The organism is Peribacillus sp. NPDC055009, assembly GCF_053608705.1.
In genome coordinates this window covers 64,673-84,772 of the sequence record NZ_JBSGVZ010000007.1, presented here as the reverse complement: position 1 = coordinate 84,772, position 20,100 = coordinate 64,673, and the positions used below count along the sequence as shown (strand labels likewise).

Annotated in this window: 20 protein-coding genes and 1 pseudogene; 16 read left to right on the top strand and 5 right to left on the bottom strand. The window is 37.8% G+C overall.

All coding sequences use genetic code 11. The features are described 5' to 3' along the window. Positions 1-7: 7 nt before the first annotated feature. Positions 8-1,618 carry a family 10 glycosylhydrolase gene (locus tag ACWF5P_RS12890; RefSeq protein WP_434167253.1) on the bottom strand — a complete coding sequence of 537 codons (1,611 nt, stop codon included), beginning with the start codon at positions 1,616-1,618 and terminating at the stop codon, positions 8-10. A 340-nt stretch (positions 1,619-1,958) separates the two neighbouring features. On the opposite strand from ACWF5P_RS12890, the gene murQ reads away from it, so the two are divergent. From murQ to ACWF5P_RS12840, 10 genes are all read left to right on the top strand, one after another. Next, positions 1,959-2,843, top strand: coding sequence for an N-acetylmuramic acid 6-phosphate etherase (gene murQ / locus ACWF5P_RS12885; RefSeq protein WP_260358938.1), 885 nt, complete (start codon positions 1,959-1,961; stop codon positions 2,841-2,843). Positions 2,844-2,883: 40 nt separating this feature from the next. Continuing rightward, positions 2,884-3,189: a PTS sugar transporter subunit IIB gene (locus ACWF5P_RS12880; RefSeq protein WP_061463755.1), complete on the top strand. Its 306-nt coding sequence runs from the start codon at positions 2,884-2,886 to the stop codon at positions 3,187-3,189. 49 nt (positions 3,190-3,238) lie between these two features. Next, entirely contained in the window at positions 3,239-4,528 is a 1,290-nt protein-coding gene (locus tag ACWF5P_RS12875; RefSeq protein WP_101222295.1) for a PTS sugar transporter subunit IIC, read from the top strand. A gap of 75 nt (positions 4,529-4,603) precedes the next feature. Beyond that, complete coding sequence (locus ACWF5P_RS12870; protein ID WP_101222294.1) at positions 4,604-4,888, top strand: hypothetical protein; 285 nt, start codon at positions 4,604-4,606, stop codon at positions 4,886-4,888. A gap of 35 nt (positions 4,889-4,923) precedes the next feature. Next, positions 4,924-6,270, top strand: a complete 1,347-nt coding sequence (locus ACWF5P_RS12865; protein ID WP_290370116.1) for a 6-phospho-beta-glucosidase — start codon at positions 4,924-4,926, stop codon at positions 6,268-6,270. An 80-nt stretch (positions 6,271-6,350) separates the two neighbouring features. Continuing rightward, positions 6,351-6,680: a PTS lactose/cellobiose transporter subunit IIA gene (locus tag ACWF5P_RS12860; RefSeq protein WP_101222292.1), complete on the top strand. Its 330-nt coding sequence runs from the start codon at positions 6,351-6,353 to the stop codon at positions 6,678-6,680. A gap of 14 nt (positions 6,681-6,694) precedes the next feature. After that, the gene (locus tag ACWF5P_RS12855) at positions 6,695-7,780 is read left to right on the top strand and encodes a DUF871 domain-containing protein (protein WP_452444940.1); all 1,086 of its coding nucleotides are present in this window, start codon (positions 6,695-6,697) and stop codon (positions 7,778-7,780) included. A 56-nt stretch (positions 7,781-7,836) separates the two neighbouring features. After that, the gene (locus ACWF5P_RS12850; protein WP_452444939.1) at positions 7,837-8,733 is read left to right on the top strand and encodes an N-acetylglucosamine kinase; all 897 of its coding nucleotides are present in this window, start codon (positions 7,837-7,839) and stop codon (positions 8,731-8,733) included. A gap of 25 nt (positions 8,734-8,758) precedes the next feature. Then, on the top strand, positions 8,759-9,625 hold the full coding sequence (locus ACWF5P_RS12845) for a MurR/RpiR family transcriptional regulator (protein ID WP_101222289.1): 867 nt from the start codon (positions 8,759-8,761) through the stop codon (positions 9,623-9,625). A gap of 115 nt (positions 9,626-9,740) precedes the next feature. Beyond that, a complete protein-coding gene (locus ACWF5P_RS12840) occupies positions 9,741-10,466 on the top strand; it encodes a UTRA domain-containing protein (RefSeq protein WP_434167250.1) in 726 nt (241 codons plus the stop codon). Positions 10,467-10,627: 161 nt separating this feature from the next. Here ACWF5P_RS12840 and ACWF5P_RS12835 read toward each other — a convergent pair whose 3' ends face one another. Together ACWF5P_RS12835 and ACWF5P_RS12830 are read right to left on the bottom strand one after the other, a co-directional pair. After that, the gene (locus ACWF5P_RS12835) at positions 10,628-11,830 is read right to left on the bottom strand and encodes an MFS transporter (RefSeq protein WP_101222287.1); all 1,203 of its coding nucleotides are present in this window, start codon (positions 11,828-11,830) and stop codon (positions 10,628-10,630) included. Between the two features lie 25 nt (positions 11,831-11,855). Next, positions 11,856-12,446, bottom strand: a complete 591-nt coding sequence (locus ACWF5P_RS12830; protein ID WP_452444938.1) for a TetR/AcrR family transcriptional regulator — start codon at positions 12,444-12,446, stop codon at positions 11,856-11,858. 420 nt (positions 12,447-12,866) lie between these two features. On the opposite strand from ACWF5P_RS12830, the gene ACWF5P_RS12825 reads away from it, so the two are divergent. After that, on the top strand, positions 12,867-13,607 hold the full coding sequence (locus tag ACWF5P_RS12825) for a VCBS repeat-containing protein (protein WP_434169689.1): 741 nt from the start codon (positions 12,867-12,869) through the stop codon (positions 13,605-13,607). Positions 13,608-13,808: 201 nt separating this feature from the next. Here the strand turns inward: ACWF5P_RS12825 and ACWF5P_RS12820 are convergent, their stop codons facing one another. Next, entirely contained in the window at positions 13,809-14,429 is a 621-nt protein-coding gene (locus ACWF5P_RS12820; RefSeq protein WP_434167248.1) for an NAD(P)H-binding protein, read from the bottom strand. A 204-nt stretch (positions 14,430-14,633) separates the two neighbouring features. Further along, positions 14,634-14,798, bottom strand: a complete 165-nt coding sequence (locus ACWF5P_RS12815; RefSeq protein WP_452444937.1) for a hypothetical protein — start codon at positions 14,796-14,798, stop codon at positions 14,634-14,636. 270 nt (positions 14,799-15,068) lie between these two features. Between ACWF5P_RS12815 and ACWF5P_RS12810 the strand changes: the two genes are divergently transcribed. The 5 genes and pseudogenes from ACWF5P_RS12810 to ACWF5P_RS12790 all read left to right on the top strand — a co-directional run bounded on the left by ACWF5P_RS12810 (position 15,069) and on the right by ACWF5P_RS12790 (position 19,914). Continuing rightward, entirely contained in the window at positions 15,069-16,058 is a 990-nt protein-coding gene (locus ACWF5P_RS12810; RefSeq protein WP_452444936.1) for an MBL fold metallo-hydrolase, read from the top strand. 63 nt (positions 16,059-16,121) lie between these two features. Continuing rightward, positions 16,122-16,231: pseudogene (locus tag ACWF5P_RS12805) on the top strand (FMN-dependent NADH-azoreductase); the annotation flags it as partial. A gap of 141 nt (positions 16,232-16,372) precedes the next feature. Next, positions 16,373-17,104, top strand: a complete 732-nt coding sequence (locus ACWF5P_RS12800; protein WP_452444935.1) for a GntR family transcriptional regulator — start codon at positions 16,373-16,375, stop codon at positions 17,102-17,104. Between the two features lie 397 nt (positions 17,105-17,501). Next, positions 17,502-18,551 carry a LacI family DNA-binding transcriptional regulator gene (locus ACWF5P_RS12795; protein WP_452444934.1) on the top strand — a complete coding sequence of 350 codons (1,050 nt, stop codon included), beginning with the start codon at positions 17,502-17,504 and terminating at the stop codon, positions 18,549-18,551. An 85-nt stretch (positions 18,552-18,636) separates the two neighbouring features. Further along, on the top strand, positions 18,637-19,914 hold the full coding sequence (locus tag ACWF5P_RS12790) for a Gfo/Idh/MocA family protein (RefSeq protein ID WP_452444933.1): 1,278 nt from the start codon (positions 18,637-18,639) through the stop codon (positions 19,912-19,914). Positions 19,915-20,100: the final 186 nt, after the last annotated feature.

Genomic DNA, 20,100 nt, shown 5'->3' with positions numbered 1-20,100 from the left:
TTGAAGATCATTTTACTTTTATATAAATCTGCCTAGTTTGTTTACTTTCATTGTGGGTACGGTCCAATGCTGTCACAACATATGTGTAAGTCTTGCCTTTTTCTACACTGCCATCATTAAACAATTGACTTGTATTTTCTTTATGCACTGTGGCAAGTAAGTTCGTTGAATCTTCAATGTTTCCTTTTTTCTTCCCATCAAAACGATAAATGGCATAATAAGATGCATCTGATTTCTTTTGATCGTGAATTTCAAATTGTATTCCATCTCCTGATTGTGTTGCCTTTCTCACCATTGGAGCCTTTGGTGCATGATCATCAATCCAAGGCATGGCTGGAACCAATGCGGGATGCTTATAAATATCCCCGCTTAACCGATCTGCTATCCCAAGGGGGTTTTTCCGTAAATCCTTGGCACTGAAATGCATGCTTCCATCAAATTCCTTATATGTTCGATTCAGTTTTAACTGGTTTGGCATTTCTTCAGGATTGAACCAGTTTTGCACACCGTTGGACTCTGTATTAATTTTATAGTCTCCTTGTCCAATATAGAGTTGAACATTTTTACCTTCGACTTCTTTTGTCCACCAATCAAGAAGTTTGGCATAGTCAGCTACTGGCAATCCTATATTCCAATATAATTGAGGGGCAATATAATCAATATATCCATTATTGATCCACGTTCGGGTATCTGCATATAAATCATCATAATTCGTTTGTCCTGCGGCAGTGTCAGATCCTGTGGGATCAACTGCTTTGTTGCGCCAAACTCCAAATGGACTTATACCAAACTTCACATATGATTTTTCTGCCTTGATTTCTTCATTTATATTCTTAACAAGGTTATTTACATTATCCCTGCGCCAATCTTCAACATTTGTAAATCTATCTGCTCCATATTTTTGATAGGAAATTTCATCTGGGAAAGGTACTCCTGCAATCTTGTAAGGATAGAAATAATCGTCCATATGGACTGCATCGATATCATAATTCTTAACAACTTCCATTATTCCATCGATCACAAACCGTTGTACGCCAGGAATGCCTGGATCAAAGTACAATTGTTGTCCATATGGTATGACCCAATCCGGGTGCTTTCTGGCAGGGTGAGATTCTGGTAGATTATCAATATCCGATATTTCAGCGGTTTTACCTAAAGGCATAGTAATGCGGTAAGGATTAAACCACGCATGAAATTCCATATTACGTTCATGTGCTGCTTCTACCATGAATGCAAGAGGGTCATACCCGGGATCTTTTCCTTGGACTCCTGTTAAATATTTTGACCAAAGACCGTATTCAGAAGGATAAAAAGCATCCGCAGTGGGTTTAATTTGCATAACGACAGCATTCATTCCCATCGCTTTTTGTTCATCCAAATATTTTATGAATTCTTCTTTCTGTGCTGATATGGATAAACCAGGTTTGGACGGCCAGTCAATATTTAACACACTTGCAATCCAAGTTGCGCGAAGTTCCTGTTTTACATAAGTCGTTGTTTGAGGAATTGTCCCAGATTCTGCATTTGCTTTCAAATCAGCTGGAAGGAGAAGTGATCCCCCCACCAAAGCGGCTAGAGCCAATGAACCCAATTTTTTCTTAGTAATCCTTTCATTCATCAATAGTACAACCTCATTTCATTACTAATATTTATATTTAATTATTTGTAAGCGTTAACAAATAATGAATATATGAATTTGTCATCTATGAATAGTTAGATAAGATCCACAATAAAAAGAATCGTAGGTTTGGTTCACTAAATGGCTACTCGGTTTACATTTTTTATTTTTAGTAGAAAGCTAACATTCAACCAATCAATTTAGGTATCTTACTTTTATTTTAAAATTAAATTTTAAAAATGTATATACAATATTGAAATTAATTTTTAATAGTGATATATTCTCTATAGCAAATAAAGTTTCACCACTTTCACCACTGAAATAAAAAAGGATGATATGTATGCTTGAGCATTTAACGACAGAGCGTCGTAATGAAAAGACCATGAGTTTAGATGAAATGGGGACACTGGAATTTTTAGAGGTGATGAACGAAGAAGACATTAAAGTTGCCCATTGTGTAAAAAAAGAACTTCCGCAAATTTCTAAAGCTGTGGAGATGATCGTTGAAGCCATGAATAAAAACGGCAGATTAATTTACATGGGTGCAGGAACAAGCGGGCGCATCGGTTTATTGGATGCAGTAGAATGTCCCCCAACATTCAATACCGATCCGAGTGAAGTAGTGGGTCTTATAGCTGGTGGGGAAAAGGCTTTCATTAAGGCGGTTGAAGGTGCTGAAGACAGTTTTGAATTAGGTCCTGAAGATTTGAAGAAAATCGAATTAACAAACAGGGATGTCGTAGTGGGCATTGCAGCTAGTGGACGCACTCCATATGTTATTGCTGGATTGGAATATGCCAATCAAGTTGGTGCAGGAACTGTGTCGATAAGCTGTAACAAAGGTTCTGAGATAGGTAAGATTGCAAAAGTTGCGATTGAAGTTGTAAACGGGCCTGAAGTCCTGACGGGTTCTACACGTTTAAAAGCTGGAACATCGCAAAAGTTAGTATGCAACATGCTTTCCACCGCCTCAATGGTTGGAGTTGGAAAAGTTTATGGTAATTTAATGGTAGATTTACAGTTAACTAATGAAAAGCTGGTTGAACGTGCAAAACGTATTATCATGGATGCTACTGACTGTAGCTATGAAATTGCAGATGAATACTTAGAAAAGGCACATGCCCAGCCTAAAATTGCAATTGTCATGATTTTAACGAATGTATCATATGAAGAAGCCTCAAATCGTTTAGTGAAAGCACAAGGATTCATAAGAAAAACGATTTAACGCTTTTAATAAAAAAATAAAAAAATTGGAGGAACAAAGAATGAAAGTATTATTCGTATGCTCAGGTGGAATGTCTAGTGCAATCGTTGTAAGCGCTTTAAAAAAGGAAGGGGAAAAACAGGGTGTAACCATAGAAGTATTGGCAGTCGGCACTCAAGAATTTGATGCAGAAGTACGAAATGGCTGGGATGTTGCAATGGTAGCTCCGCAAGTCAAACATCGTTTCGATGGCTTTAAGGCATCGGCAGATGAAGCGGGCGTCCCATGTGAAGCCATTCCAGCCCAAGCTTACAGCCCTCTTGGCGGACCTAAACTATTAAAACTGGTAACGGAACTAGCAAAATAATAAACTAATTACTATTTCTTTTCACTAAACGTAAAAGGGGAAAACACGAATGGACAAGTTTGTAGCTTTTTTAGAAAATAATCTTTCAACACCTATGGCTAAATTGTCTGAGCAAAAACATTTACGCGCGATTCGGGATGGTGTGGTTTCTGCGTTACCTTTCATCATCTTTGGAAGTTTATTCTTGATCATTGCATTTCCGCCCGTTGCAGCAGATACTGCATTAGGTGAATGGTCTGCAAAACATATCGCTGAAATTTTAATACCATATCGATTAACGATGTTTATCATGACGCTATATATTACTTTTGGTATAGGCTACAGTTTATCTCAAAGCTATAAACTTGACCCGCTATCTGGAGGTTTACTATCATTAGCAGCCTTCTTGTTCACAATTGGTGTAAAGATGATGGATGATGTGGGGTTTGTTTTGCCAATGACAAATCTCGGAGGCCATGGTCTTTTTGTAGGAATGATTGTATCCATTTTTGCTGTCGAAATTTTACGTCTTTGTAAGACCAAGAATATCACGATTAAAATGCCTGATTCTGTTCCAACTTCAGTGGCCCGTTCATTTGAAGCATTAATACCAGTTTCAATTGTACTGCTTGTCATGACTTTAATTACAGTTGTTTTTGCTGTTGATTTACATTCACTTGTTGATAAAGCGGTTGCACCACTCATCAGTGCAGGCGATACATTGCCAGGTGTATTAATTCCAGTATTTTTGATTACATTCTTTTGGTCATTTGGTATTCATGGCGTTTCAGTAGTAGGTGCCGTAGCTCGTCCGGTATGGGAAGTATACTTGGGGAATAACTCGGCAGCAGTTGCAGCTGGAAAGGCAATTCCCCACATAGCTCCTGAAACATTCTTCCAATGGTTTATTTGGATTGGTGGGTCTGGTGCAACCTTGGGTTTGGTAATAGCCATGCTCTTAACGGCAAAATCCACCTATAGTAAAGCAATGGGGAAAGCAACAATTGTCCCAAGCATTTTTAACATCAATGAACCTGTTATCTTTGGGATGCCGATTGTATTGAACCCGGTACTTATTATTCCATTTATCATTACACCGCTAATTGGTGCGACACTTGCATATATAGCAACATCCATCGGACTTGTGAACCCAACATATGTAATGGTTCCCTGGACATTGCCCGCTCCAATAGGTGCCTACCTTTCAACAGGCGGTGATTGGAGAGCCGTTGTTCTCGTGATGGTGAATTTAACAATTTCAGTCCTTATTTATCTGCCATTCTTTAAGATGTACGATAAAAAGCTTCTAGCGCAGGAAAACGTGGTAGAAACAACGGATAATCAAAATATCGCTTTATAAGGAATACCTAAAAGGGAGTTTGGGACTAAATGCTCCAAACTCCTTTTATAAATTGAGGGGGGGGGGGTAAAGGATATGAATTCAACATCCAGAATTCACTTTTTTAGTTACAAAAGTGCCTTTCTATTTTTTAGCTTCATTCTTGTTTTTAATTTTATCTTTAACGGATTAATGGATGCCTTTGAAATAAATAAACAATTATCACTGTACTTGGGAAATACCTTTGCCATAAGCGCAGGATTGACGATGGTTGTTTGTTTTGTTGAAGGTAAGTTTAAAAACAAGAAACATGCATCACTATTATTCTTGTCTTTATTAGCGGTGAGCGCACTGATTTGCTATGTAATAATCTATAAATGAAAATTCAGATTAGCTAACTATGAGGTGTTAGGGGAATGGAAATGAAAAAAGGGTTGAAGATTGCCACAATTGGTGGAGGCTCCAGTTATACACCAGAATTAATAGAAGGTTTTATTAAACGATATGATGAGTTGCCAATTAGGGAACTGTGGTTAGTGGATATTGAGGCAGGAAAAGAAAAACTGGAGATTGTAGGAACCTTAGCAAAACGGATGGTTGAAAAAGCAGGACTTCCAATGGAAATACATCTAACGTTAGACCGCCGGCAAGCCTTGCAAAATGCCGATTTTGTCACGACGCAAATGAGAGTGGGATTACTTGATGCACGAATCAAGGACGAGCGGATCCCGTTGGAATTAGGATTGATTGGTCAAGAAACAAACGGTGCAGGAGGATTGTCCAAAGCATTACGAACTATACCTATTATTCTGGAAATTGCAGAAGAAATGCAGGAGCTCTGCCCTGATGCTTGGTTAATTAACTTCACAAACCCAGCGGGGATGGTAACGGAAGCCCTTCTCCGCTACAGCAAGCATAAAAAAGTCATTGGGGTATGCAATGTTCCATTTAATATGCATATGTCTATTTCTAGCATGCTTGGTGTGGATAGGAAGAGAGTTCATATAGATTTCGCCGGGTTAAACCACATGGTATTCGGGATGCATGTATTCGTTGATGATCAAGAAGTAACAGATAAAGTGCTTGAAATGCTTGGCAATCCTGAGATTCAGCTGACGATGAAGAATATTGCCCCATTGGCTTGGAACAGAAGATTTTTGAAATCCTTAGGAGTGGTGCCTTGCCCGTACCATCGTTATTATTACAAAACAAAAACGATTTTAGAAGAAGAATTGGAAGCATTCAAAACAGGGGAAACTCGAGCTGAAATTGTGAAAAGATTAGAAGAAGGTTTGTTTCACCTATACAAGGATGAAACCCTTGACATCAAGCCTCCGCAATTAGAGCAGCGCGGTGGAGCTTACTACAGTGATGCAGCGTGTAACGTCATTTCTTCTATTTATAATGATAAAAAAGACATTCAAGTGCTAAATGTACAAAACAATGGATCGCTTACTGATATTGATTATGATTCAGCAGTAGAAGTAAGCTGTATCGTCACGAAGAATGGACCAATTCCTTTGGCTATGGGGAAATTACCCATACAAGTGCATGGCTTAATCCAACAAATCAAATCATTTGAAAGAATTGGTGCAGAGGCAGCCGTTACAGGTTCTTATGATAAAGCATTATTGGCTTTAACGATTAACCCGCTTATTCCAAGTGATGACCTGGCGGAAATCGTTTTACAAAAACTTTTAAAAGCGCATGAAGAATACTTACCGCGATTCTTCAGTGAAAGTGCTGTTCCGACCATCAAGTGAATGGTGTTTTAAACAGTGAATATGGATTACAGTAATCCAATGAACCTTCTTAATCTAACATAAAATAGGAGTGGAATGATATGTCAACTGAAATGAACAATAACGAAATGGAAATTTTTGAAATAATATCACATAGTGGAAATGCAAGAGGATTAGCATTCGAAGCACTGAAAGAAGCGGAAGAATTTAATTTTGAAAGTGCAGAAGAACTAATTAAACAAGGCCAGGAAGAATTGAACTTGGCCCATAAGACACAAACCAAGCTAATTCAAGCAGAATTGAATGGAGTTCCAAGTGAGAAAACTTTATTGATGATTCATGCTCAAGATCACTTGATGACGGCAATGAGCGAACAAAAACTAATTGAACATATGATTCGCATTGTAAAAAAGCTAGCCCCACAACAGTAAAGAGGTGATTAAAAATGGGTAAACTTGGTATATCTATCTATCCAGAGCATTCAACCGTCGAAAGAGACATGGAATACATTGCACTTGCACACAAATATGGATTCAAAAAGATCTTTACTTGCTTGCTTTCTGTCGAAGGTGATAAAGAGAAGATATTAAAAGAATTTAAAGAAGCGATAGTTTATGCCAATCAATTGAATATGGAAGTGATGGTCGATATTGCTCCCCGTGTATTCGGTTCGCTAGGCATTTCTTATAATGACTTATCGTTTTTTGCAGAATTAGGTGCATATGGAATCAGGCTGGACATGGGTTTTACAGGTAACGAAGAGTCGGTTATGACACATAATCCATATGACCTGAAAATTGAAATAAACATGAGCAATGCAACAAAATATTTAGATAATATTATGGATTACAAACCAAATAAAGAGAATTTAGTTGGATCGCATAACTTCTATCCGCACCGCTATGCAGGATTGAGCTATCCTCATTTTATAAAATGCTGTGAGTCATTCAAAAAGCATAATATCCGCACGGCAGCTTTCATCAGCTCACATGCAGCAACGTACGGTCCTTGGCCTGTAACGGAAGGATTATGTACTTTAGAAATGCACCGGGAATTGCCGATTACAACACAAGCGAAACATTTGTATGCGACAGGGTTGATTGATGATGTAATCATTGCAAATGCTTACGCATCTGAAGATGAATTGAAGCAGCTTAGCCTGTTAAACAGCGGCCTGTTAACATTTAATGTTAACCTTCACGAAACCATAACAGCACTAGAGAAAAAAATAGTATTGGAAGAATTCCATTTTTACCGTGGAGATGTTTCCGATTATTTAATTCGCTCGACTCAATCACGTGTGAAATATAAGAGCGAAGAATTTAAACCAACATATACGCCTGATATCAGGCGCGGTGATATTTTAATTGAAAATGAGCTCTATGGACAATATAAAGGGGAATTGCAGATTGCATTAAAGGAAATGAAGAATTCGGGGAAAACAAATGTAGTTGGCCGAATAACAGAAGAGGAAATTTTTCTTCTCGATTATTTGGAACCATGGGGGAAATTCCAATTCAATATTAATTGATCAGGGAAGGAAGGTGATCTTCCTTCCTTTTTTACTGAATAGGAGAATAAAATAATATGAATTATATTATCGGAGTTGACGGCGGAGGCACTAAAACTGAAGCAGTGGCTTATGATTTAGATGGAAATAAAATTAGTGAAGGCATAGCGGGATTTGGAAACCTGCTTATTAATGAAAAAAAAGCCATCGCTAACATTATACAGGCAATTGAAGAATGCGTAATGCCCATTAACAATGGAAGCTGCCATTACATTTGCTTAGGATTAGCCGGGTATGGAGGAGTTGAAAATCCGCAGGGCATAAAAAGTGCATTAAGCATGGCATTTAAGGCCCCGTTCACCATTGTAAATGATGCAATTATCGCTCATGCTGCTTTGCTTAAAGGAAATGATGGCATTTTGACCATATCCGGAACTGGATCTGTAAGTATCGGCATCCATAAAGGAATCGAGAAATCGGCTGGTGGCTGGGGACACATCCTTGGGGATGAAGGAAGTGGCTATTGGATCGCCATGCAGGCTTTTATAAAAATGACGAAAGAAGAGGATGAGGGGTATGAATATAGCCATTTAACCGAGTCGATACTGAAAAAACTTGGCTATCATAGTGTAATGGAACTGAAGAAATTCATTTATTCTGCCACGAAATCCGAGATTGCCTCATTTGTTCCCCTGATTGTCCAACATGCGGTTAAGGGCGATGGTTTCTCCAAAAAAATTCTGAATCAGGCTGGGTACCACCTTTCAAAACAAACACTTGAGGTTATCAAGAAGTTAAAGTTAAGTGGGAATGTTACAATTGCAATAAAAGGTAGCATCTTGACAAATATACCATTGGTGCAAAGCTCTTTCATCAATCATATTAAACTTGAAAATCCAAATGTGAATTTTGTTTTGGAAGACGTATCAGCTACCTTAGGTTGTTATTACATAGCAATGAAGCATTTAAAGTAAGTATAGATCAAGGAGAGTAAATCATATGCACGTCGAAAATATTATATTGAGAATTGAAAGCTTATTGAACCAGTTGCCTAAATCAGAACGGAAAATTGCACAATATATTTTAGAAAATCCAAACGACATTATAAGAATGACGATACATGAATTGGCTGATCATGCCAATGCCAGCAGTTCGGCCGTAACGAGGTTCTGTCATTCTATAAAAGTTAACAGCTTTTCAGAACTGAAGGTATCCCTATCATCCCTGATTTCCCAACCTGAGAAAAAAGGTTTCCATGACATTGAGCCTAACGAAACAATTGCGTCCATTAAAAATAAAATAGTTTCCAACTCTGTCCAAGCTATACAAGAAACTGCGCATTATTTGGATGAGTCCGTTCTTGACAATATCATTGAAACCATGAGGAGTGCAGATGTAATTTATGTCTATGGTTTAGGTGCATCATGGCTCGTTGCTGAAGATATTACACAAAAATGGTTACGGTTAGGAAAGATTGTAAGTGCCAATCAAGACCCGCATATTACGGCAACTGCACTGGCTGCATCATCAAAGAATACCGTTTTTTTCTGTATTTCCAATAGTGGCGAAACTGAAGAAGTCCTTGAACTCGTTGATATTGCTAAAGCATATGGCATAAAGACAATTGGTTTATCGCGACTGGGGAACAATGGCTTAACTAAAAAAGTTGATATGTCCCTAAATCATGTACGTGCCCCGGAGGCTAAATTCCGAAGTGCTGCAACAAGTTCGCTTTTTGCACAATTTCTAACGGTCAGCATCATTTTCTATGCGTATGTTTCAAAATTCTATAATGAAAATAAAAATGAAATTGAACGTTCAAGGGAATCGGTATTGAAATTCACAAAAAGGAATTTGGATACTTAGAAAGGCGAGTCATAACTTATCGTGTTCATATGCATGGATAAGATTGATGAACTGTATGTTTCCAATCAGGATGCCTTGTGAAATTTCATAACGATGAAAGGAAGATGTACGCTGAATGATCCAAAAGAATTCTCCCAGTCCCATTTATCATCAACTTGAAGAGGAGATTAAAGGAGCGATTCAAAATCTTGAATTGGTGCCAGGAGAGATGATTCCTTCAGAAAAAGAATACACTGAAAAATATGGAATAAGCAGGATGACTGTGAGACAGGCCATTTCTAACCTAGTGAATGGCGGTTATTTATATAGGCAGCGCGGAAAAGGAACATTCGTTGCCCAACAAAAATTGGAGCGGCCCTTGCAAGGATTAACAAGCTTTTCGAAGGATATGATTTCAAGAGGACTTGAACCCAGTACACGATTTATCAGTTTTACGGAGATCAATGCTGATCATGATCTTGCTGCAAAGCTTGATGTTGAAGCAGAAGCTCCTATTTTCGAGCTGGAACGTGTTAGGCTTGCTGATCGGTTGCCGATGGCATATGAAAGGCTATTTATCTCTAAAAATCTTGCCCTGGATCTAACGGAAGAAATAGCCATAACTTCCATGCATGACTATGTAGAAAAAACGTTTGGTTTAAAAATTCAGCATGACCAGGTAATTGAAGCCGCGATTGCTCAAAAAAAAGAGGCGGAAATGCTCGAGGTAGTCGAAGGTGCCCCTGTATTGCTGATTGAACGAAGAAGTACCCTGGATACCAATCAACCACTTGGGCTTGTCAGATCTGTCTACCGGGCAGATCGATATAAATTCGAAATCGATTTGGAGCGGTTATCATGAGCAAAAAAAGTAGTAGTAAGAATCCCGTTCTCAAAAAGATTACTAAAAACCCCCCTTGCCCAAATATGGGCAAGGGGGGTTTTTAGTAGAATATCATCTTTCAAGTTTGGGAGTTTTCCAGCTCGAAAAGGAAAGGTACGAATAACCATCCGGGACTTTCATTATTTCGCTAAGCTTTCTGTCAATCGGTTTTCTTTCCAAATGACTGTAATGCCAAGGCCAATGACGATAATGACAGCAGCGAAAAGGTAAGGGTAGTGGATGTTTACGTCAAAAAGCAATCCTCCCATGGATGGCCCGGCGATATTCCCTAAGCTCGTATAGGTGGAGTTCATTCCAGCAACGAATCCTTGTTCTTTCCCGGCAGCTTTTGATAAAAATGTCGTCAAAGCCGGACGAAGAAGGTCAAATGCAAGGAATATGAAGCAAGTTACCACTAGTACTGCCGAAAAACTGGAAATCATAGTGGATGCTACCGCAAAAATTGCACCGACGATTAAACATAATTGAATAAGCTTCTTTTCGCCGAGAATATCTACCAGCTTTCCAAACATAAAGACTTGCACAACAACTCCGAAAATAGAGCTTATTGTAATGATAATGGCAATATCCTTCGGCGTGAAGCCGAATTTATGATCAGAAAATAGGCTAAAAACCGTTTCATAGGCTGATAAACCAAAAGCGAGTACAAATACAATGATGAACGCAATAAAGTAAAGCGGATTTAGTGATTTTTTTAAATCGCCCATAAAGTTTGTTTGCTTTGTATTAGCGGAAACTTTTGCAAGCTGTTCCTTTGTCATCGGCTCTTTTAAAATGAATATCGATGAAAGGCATGCTAAAAAAGCAATGGCCGCCGCAAGGAAGAAGGGCAAGCGTATACCATATTCTGCAACAAAGCCACCGATCCCGGGTCCTATTATAAAGCCCAAGCTAATTGCGGCTGAAATATAGCCCATTGCTTTTGGCCTTTCCTGAACGGATGTAATATCTGCAACATATGCCGTAACACCTGGCATGATGAAGGCAGCACTGATACCCCCAAGGATCCTTGATAAATAGAACACGGATACGTTTGTCCCTACACCGAAGATAAGTTCTGAAACACCAAAAAGGAATAAGCCGATGATGATGATTTTCTTTCTGCCATAACGGTCAACCCAACGACCTGCGAAAGGTGACATAATAAGCTGTGAAACAGCAAATACGGCAACAAGATAGCCCATCGTACTTCCTGATAAATGCATGATATTCATAAATGACGGCATAACGGGGATGATGAGTCCAATTCCCAGAAAAGCAATGAAAATATTGCTTAGAAGAATGATTAATACCGCCTTTTGTTCTTTAATTGGTTTATTCATGTTTTAACACCACTTTCTTTGTGAATCATTCTTGTGAAATACCTCTCCAAAAAACTTTCCAAGAGGCTGCTAATTTATCCTTCAGCCGTTTCTCATCATTGCCGTATACAAGCTCAAGCAAAATGGAATCCACAACTCCCAGAAAAGCATAGGTCGGTGTTATGGCTTCTTCATCGACGATTAATTTGGCATTGATCCAATCATGGAATTTGCATTCAAGGATCTCCTGCACTTTTTCCTCGATATCCATCACTTCCTGCCCGATTTCTTTTTCAAGATGTGCTGGCGGAAAAAAGGACATACGCAGCCAAAACTTTATATGCTCATTTTCTTGGAAAAGATCGATGACCAATTGTAGGAATCCAAATAAATCTTTTTCAGGATCTTTTGAATCAACTTTACTGAAATATTGGAGTTTCGAAGATAGCTCCGTCTCTTTCGCATCACGTAAAACTTGCAGAAAAAGATCATCCTTGCCTTTAAAATGAGCGTAAATGGATTGCTTTTTCATGCCGACTTCTTCAGCTATTTGAGAAAGCGACGCTCCTTCATAACCATGAATCGTAAAATATTTTAGAGCGGCGTCCTTAATTTCATTACTTTTCAATAATATCACCCCATAATTTAACGAACGTTCGTCAGTTATAATAGCAAATTAAATAAATTTATGCAAGCGAATTTGTTTATTAGAAGGTATTATGCCCAGAAATCATTCATAATTAGGCGATATATTTGAGGAGAAGGACAATATTGTTGTTTCCAGCAATATATATGCACTCAAGGCTATTCACTAAATTCCCGCATATAATTCTATATGGATAATAAAGAGACAGGTGGGATGAAGGTGGATACGTATGACATTAGAAAGGTGATTCAATACTATTACACAAAAATACAAGAAACGAATCATTCTTATTATTGGTACTGTTTGGCAGAGACTCAAAGTAGGGCCGGGTTAACAAGTGAAGCAATGCAAACGATTGATAACGCGTTGTCGTTTCCAAACCCTTATCCTTCAAGGCAGGAACTGCAAGACATGCAACTGAACCTCCAAACTGTTCTTACAAGGGAAATGAACTCCAACAGAACAGTCATAGTGACATCAAAGCAAGGCGATATTGATGGGGACGGGATAAAGGACAATGTTTTTCTAACTGCAAACAAAACCCCTGATAGCCCCTTTTGGAGGGATATAACTTTGGTTATCCAAAATGGGAGGACTCATCAATATCAACAAGTTCCCATGAAAAATAACGCAGGATATAATCCGACCATTTTTCTTGGTGATTTTACAGGTAATAAGGGGGATGACATTTTAGTGGTCATTGATACAGGAGGAAGCGGTGGCTCCATTTATGCGTATGTTTTTGCATATCTTAACGGTCATCTCATGACCATTTTTAATTCAGATACTTTCAATGAAACCTATAAATACGATGTGAATTATGAAAACCATTACAAGGCAAAGGTGAATAGTACTTACCTAAAAGAAAGGTACATTCTTGACCTTACTTATAAGGATAAGGACTATTTAGCTGAAATATATAACAAGGATGGTGTACTGAAGGCGCCAATAGAAGGGTGGGTCAATCCTTTATCTGGTTTATATCCGGTTGATTACAATAGGGATGGCATATATGAGCTCGAAGCGTATCAGAGGATCGCAGGGAGATACAATGCCGACTCACTAGGATTTGTACAGACCGTATTGAAATGGAACGGGCTTGCTTTTGCTCCTGACCGGCAGAATGTGGCTATTTTTGGAGGGGAAATATAGCACAATGGAATAGAAGTTCATGAACAAGGTACAGGCGAAATCTTCGCCCTAATGAAACCGGAAAATATTCTTGGCAATGGTTCAGCTGATTGTGTGCATTTACGAAAATTGTACCGGCTTTCAAAGAGGACGTGATGGTTTCTTTACTTCATCTAAGATTAAACAAATTTTTTCAAAGGGGAGTATCGCTAATTGGAATTATTAGTAGGCAATGCCTACACGTGATTTTAAATAATCGCTACTTTTTATTTGGCTGAATGCAAAGTCTGCTGTATCCGGGACCGATATTTCAACCCCATCCTCCGGCAAAAAGTCACCTTCTACACGATACGTACCAACACTTTCTCCATCGGGCAGATACGTAGGACAGACAATCGTCCATTGAAGTGTTGATTGTTTAAGTATATCGTAAACTTTATGATGCTCTTTCGCTGCGCGGGTAGACCTTCGCTTCGATTCACTAGACTGATAACGCAGAGAATTGGGGGTTGTTCTGCTTTGCAGGATTCCTGCTGTTCCAATGGTTATAATTCGTTGTATTCCTTCGTTTTCCATTGCTTCGATAATCAGGGGCATACTTGCTGATAAAGTGGTTGTCCCATCAGTATTAAGCGCACTAATAACAACATCAATCCCATGCATAGCACGAACGATATCAGTTTTATTTAATACATTACCTTGAATAATGGTTAAATTGGCATTGCTTATTCCAATCTTCTCTGGATTGCGTACTAAAACTGTAACATGATGCTTATCATGCAGACCGTAAGTAACTAATTGACCCCCAACGCGTCCAGTTGCACCCAAAATTAAAATATTCATAGAAACGAACCTCCTTTTTGTGAATACAATCATTCGACTAACATTATATCGTCATTTTCAACTAATGACATCATAATTCAGAGTCTTGCTGTTAAGGAAACTGTACGTTGATGAAATAAAAAATGGGCCTCTCAATATGAGGGGCCCATTTGAATTAAATAACAAAATTTCTTATACAAGACAATAACGACCGAAATTTCTCCTCTAATAATCCTGTTCTTTTTTCGATATTAGAAAAGAATCAACTGAGTCATCTAATAATTTCTCCCGATTAGGATCTTCATTGACATCTGTATCCACTTCCATCACTTCGTTTAATCGACTAACCTGATTTTTTTGATGAGCTGGATTATTTTTTCCGTTCGGCATATAAACTCCTTCTTGAACAGTTATTTTTTATTTAGTATGAACAATGATCCAATATGAAATCCGATATTATGTAATATTATTTCAGAGTCCAGTAATCTTGTCGGAAGGTTAAAACAATGTACATGATTTTATTTTGGGTACTATTGACTGAATATTAAAAATATTATAATATTTAGCTTGTATTCATGTTTTTTTGAAACGTGGTTTTATATTCGAAACAAGTGGTTCTTCCTTGTGTAAAGTCAAATAATCTGACAGGAGGTTTTTGTTATGAAGGAAAGAATAAGGTATACTTCTTTTGGTTTTTGGTTGGTGGTATCAATAATTCTATCATTATCATTATTACTTCCTTCTTTTGGCCAAACTGCTGTAAAGCAAACCGACTTTAAAGTAACCCTATTAGGAACAGGTTCTCCACTTTTAAGTACATCCCGCTCCGGTCCAGCTACTCTTGTTGAAGTTGGTAATGAAAAACTCCTCTTTGATGCTGGACGTGGAACTGCTTTACAATTATATAAAGCGAATATGTTACCAGGCAGTGTAGATAAGTTATTTCTAACTCATTTGCATTCGGATCATACTATCGGCATACCGGACGTATGGCTTACAGGTTCTTTACCAACAGGAGGGAAAAGGGAGCAAGCATTTAACATTTGGGGACCTAAGGGAACCGAGAAAATGATGTTACATATGCATAAAGCATTTAAAGCCGATTTGGATGCAAGGGATGACTCTGGAAATGGAAACATTGAAGGAGCAAGTATTATGGCAAATGATATCAAGGAGGGCATTGTCTATAACAAAAAGGGGATTGAAGTAATAGCCTTCAAGGTAGACCATAAATCAATTGAGCCTGCTTTTGGTTATCGGGTTAATTACAAAGGGCATTCAGTAGTTATCTCAGGTGACACCCGCTATAATGAAAATCTAATTACATTTGCTAAAGGTGCTGACGTAGTTATTCATGAGGTTGCAGCGGCAAAACCTGATAATGAATCAGAATCAATCGCCAATATACTTGATCTTCACACTACACCGGAGGAAGCAGGTAAAGTCTTTAGACAAATACAACCAAAACTTGCTGTGTACTCACATATAGTATTATTGGGTGGATTAACAGAAGAAAAAGCTAATTTGCTCGAAAGAACTAAAAAAACATATGGAGGAACTGTTTTATTAGGTGAGGATTTGTTGTCCATTGAAATAGGGGACAAGGTACAAGTACAGCAGCGTAGCAATGAGGCGAACTCGGGGAACTAAACAGACAGGGCTACAGCGAGCAAATGCGTTACTCCTATTAATTAATGTGATGAGAGTTTGAAACCTTCCTTTGAAGGTGTATTCGTTGAAGAACATGCAGCAATGCCTGATAAAGCACAAGAGATAAAAGAAAAGGCTATAGCACATCAAAAGATTTAGCTTCTACTTTTTAAAACAAAGAGTCAACAAGTTGTTGGCTCCTTTTTAATCATATAGCAATAATTCCTAGCCTAACTGTACTTGTTGGGTTGACACTATAAGTGATATAATTTGTTAAAAGAATGTAAGTAAGGATGGAAGGTAGGCTTATTATAATGAAACCACTGCAGCACGAAAGTGTAATTCCACTTTATCACCAATTGATGGAGAGGCTGAAGGGTTCTATTGAAAAGGGGAATTGGACACATGGTGACAAAATCCCATCTGAAAATCAATTGATGGACCAATTCGGTGTGAGCCGGAACACAGCTAAAAAAGCAATTGAGGAGCTAGTACAGGAAGGCATCCTTTACCGAATTCAAGGAAAAGGTACCTTCGTGGCAAAACCAAAATTGCAACAGTCATTGATGGGTTTTTACAGCTTTAGCAAAGTATTGAAAGAAAAAGGAATGAACCCTAAAGATATCATTCTAAAAATAGAGGAAGTTAAATCAACGGCAAAAATCAGGGATGCGCTGCAGCTTGGAGAAGATGAGTATGTCATTGAAATGAAACGCCTTCGTTGTGCCGACGATGAACCGTATATTCTGGAATCTTCTTTCATCCCGAAGAACGTGGTTTCAGATACGGAGCAACTTGAAAAAGTTGGCGAAATTTCATTATATGATTTATTTTCACAACAATTTAATATCGTAGTAACCAGAGCAAAAGAGGCATTTGAACCCGTCCTCATTCGTGCTGAAGAAAGTGAGTACCTTCAAACGGAAGAAGGCCTTCCGGCACTGTTGCTTGAACGGACAGCCTATGATATTAATGGAATGCCTGTTGAGTTTTGTATATCCATTGTACGAGGAGATCGCTGCCGCTTTTACACGGAACTAACATGAAGGTTGAATCACTCATAGCATTATGTCTATGAGTTTTTTAAGTTCCAAAAACCCGCTAACATGAAATGTAAGAGATAATTACATTTCAATATAAAGGAATCAGTTTTTTTATTTATTTAGGTTGTTGGGTTGACAGGTTAACGGATGGAGTATATATTTAATTTAGTCATAATTTTCAGTCAACTACAGGGTTATGTCGACAAAACAATTTATTGGAACTTTTTTTTAATGCAACTTGTACCAACAACCCATTAAGTATTAAGCGGAAATGTGAACGAAATAAAACTACTCTTAAAAACATTATAAACATTCAAAATGTTTTCCTTATAAAGGATAAAAATATTTGTTATCCTTTATAAGAAAGCGCTTAAGTACATAATTAAGAGGTGTTTTATTAGTGATAAGATTAAAGGATATTGCTGAACGTGTAGGTGTTTCCATTTCTACTGTTTCTAGAGTAATTCAAAATGATCAGACACGAAATGTTAACCAGGAAACAAAAGCGAAAATTTGGGAGGCTGTTAAGGAGTTAGGGTATATACCAAATCAAAATGCTCGAAATTTAGTTGCAAACAAGCAAGGAAAGAATAAGATAAGAACAATGAAAATTGGATGGGTAGCTAATCCAAAACAGGCGGAAATTAACCCTTACTTTGCAAATATTTATACAGGTATTCGTGATGTATTAACAGATCATGATTACAACTTGATTAGTATTACCAGGGATGAACTTGAGAACGAGACGCTACTTCTTAAGACTATACATGATTCGGGGATTGAAGGACTGCTTCTTATCGATAAGATTAATGACAGCATTATTGAATATATTCAACAAAATATACCTCTAGTAGGATTGGACTTTTTTTATACAGATAAAAATATAGCAATCGTAGACTACGATCGCGAGGAATCTATTAAAATGGTGGTTCAGTATTTAGTTAAGCAAGGGCACCGGGACATAGGTTTTATTGGTGGAGGTGTTAATGAAACTTTTGAAAATTTGTATGCTGAACATCGTTTTAAAGGTTTTCAACATGCCATGGAAGAAGCCGGGCTAGCCATCCAATCTGAATGGGTAATGAATACACAGTGGAAAATGGAAAACAGCTATGAGAAAATGAAAACTTTAATTAAAAGTGATCCATTGCATATGCCAACAGCAATGGTTTGTGCGAGTGACTTGATGGCCATCCCTGCCATGAGAGCTGTCAGAGAAAATAAACTTAGAATTCCAGAGGATATCGCTTTCTTTGGGGTTGATAATATTGAAATGGGGAAATATTCGTCTCCACAGCTTTCGACGGTAGACATCCCTAAATATGAAATGGGAAGAATTGCAGCTAAAACTATTATGGAAATGGTAGAAGGGAAGATTAAACTTCCGATAAAAATCATATTGCCATTTGAATTAGTCCTTCGGGAATCATCTAATATAAAACGAACCTAAGCGGTTCTTTTTTTGAAATTTGTTGGAAAACGTTTGGAGTAAATCAGGAAAACTATCGGAAAAATGGAAGATAGGAGAGTAAACCATGAAACAAATGACAGCAATAATAATCGGGGCAGGTGACAGAGGGGTAAGAGCTTATGCACCTTATGCCTTAGAATACCCTAATGAATTAAAGATCACAGGTGTGGCTGAGCCGAATAAAGAAAGAAGAACTAAATTTCAACAAGAACATAATATTTCCAACGAAAATAGTTATGAATCTTGGGAAGATGCATTCAATTCAGGAAGAAAAATTGCTGATGTAGCTATTATTTGTACACTTGATCGCAATCACTTTAAACCGACCATGAAAGCATTGGAACTGGGTTATCATGTTTTGTTGGAAAAGCCTATGTCCCCAGATCCAATGGAATGCATAGCGATGGAACAAGCAGCCCAAAAGTATAATCGACATCTTACAATATGCCATGTATTGAGGTATACAGAATTTTGGGCAACAATTAAAAAGATCATTTCATCAGGAGAAATTGGTGAGGTAGTTTCGCTTCAATTAAATGAAAATGTAGAAGTTATGCATATGTCGCATAGCTTTGTACGTGGCAATTGGAATAATAAAGAACGAACAAGTCCGATGATTCTGCAAAAATCATGTCATGATATGGATATTATTTCTTTCGTGATAGACAAGGAGTGTAAACGCATTAGTTCATATGGTTCGCTTATGCATTTTAAGGAAGAAAATGCACCAATTGGAGCACCGAAAAGATGTTTAGATGGCTGTCCTGTTGAACATGAATGCCCATTTCATGCTGGAAGGTATTATCTAGGGGAAGGAAAAGGATGGGCAAGGAAATTTACAGAGGACTATACAAATGAAGGAATAATAAAAGCATTAAATGAAACACCATTTGGAAAATGCGTATATCGCTCAGATAATGATGTGGTGGATCATCAAGTTGTAAATATGGAATTCGAGGGTGGAGCAACAGCGACGTTTAGTATGTGCGGGTTCACAAGGGAGCAAACACGTATTGTTCAAATAATGGGAACAAAAGGAGAAATACGTGGGAATATGGAGGAAAATAGTATTTCGATTTTTAATTTTCTCACCAAGCATGAAACGATAATAAGATTTGACAATCCCATTGGTGGACATGGTGGTGGAGATAACAGCATCATTAGGACTTTCTTGAGAGAAATTCAATATGGAAATAAACAAGATAGCGTTTCTTCCGCACTTGCTTCAGTAAGAAGTCACCTAATGGCATTTGCTGCTGAAGAGTCAAGGCTAAAACAGGGTCAATCCATTAATATTGACGATTATTATAATAGTTTAAAAGAAAAACCAAGAGGTAAGTAATTTCCTTATATTAAGAGAAAGGCACCATCTACCATTTTCTTTGGAGTGTAAATTCAACAAAGAAGATTTGTTCACATCCTGGTTTTATTTTCCGAGCCTATTTTATTTTGTGGAGGTGGTAAGCCCTATACAAATCGCACTCGTACGTATTTCTAATTTATGCTGTAGTAAAAGTTTTAATGGAAT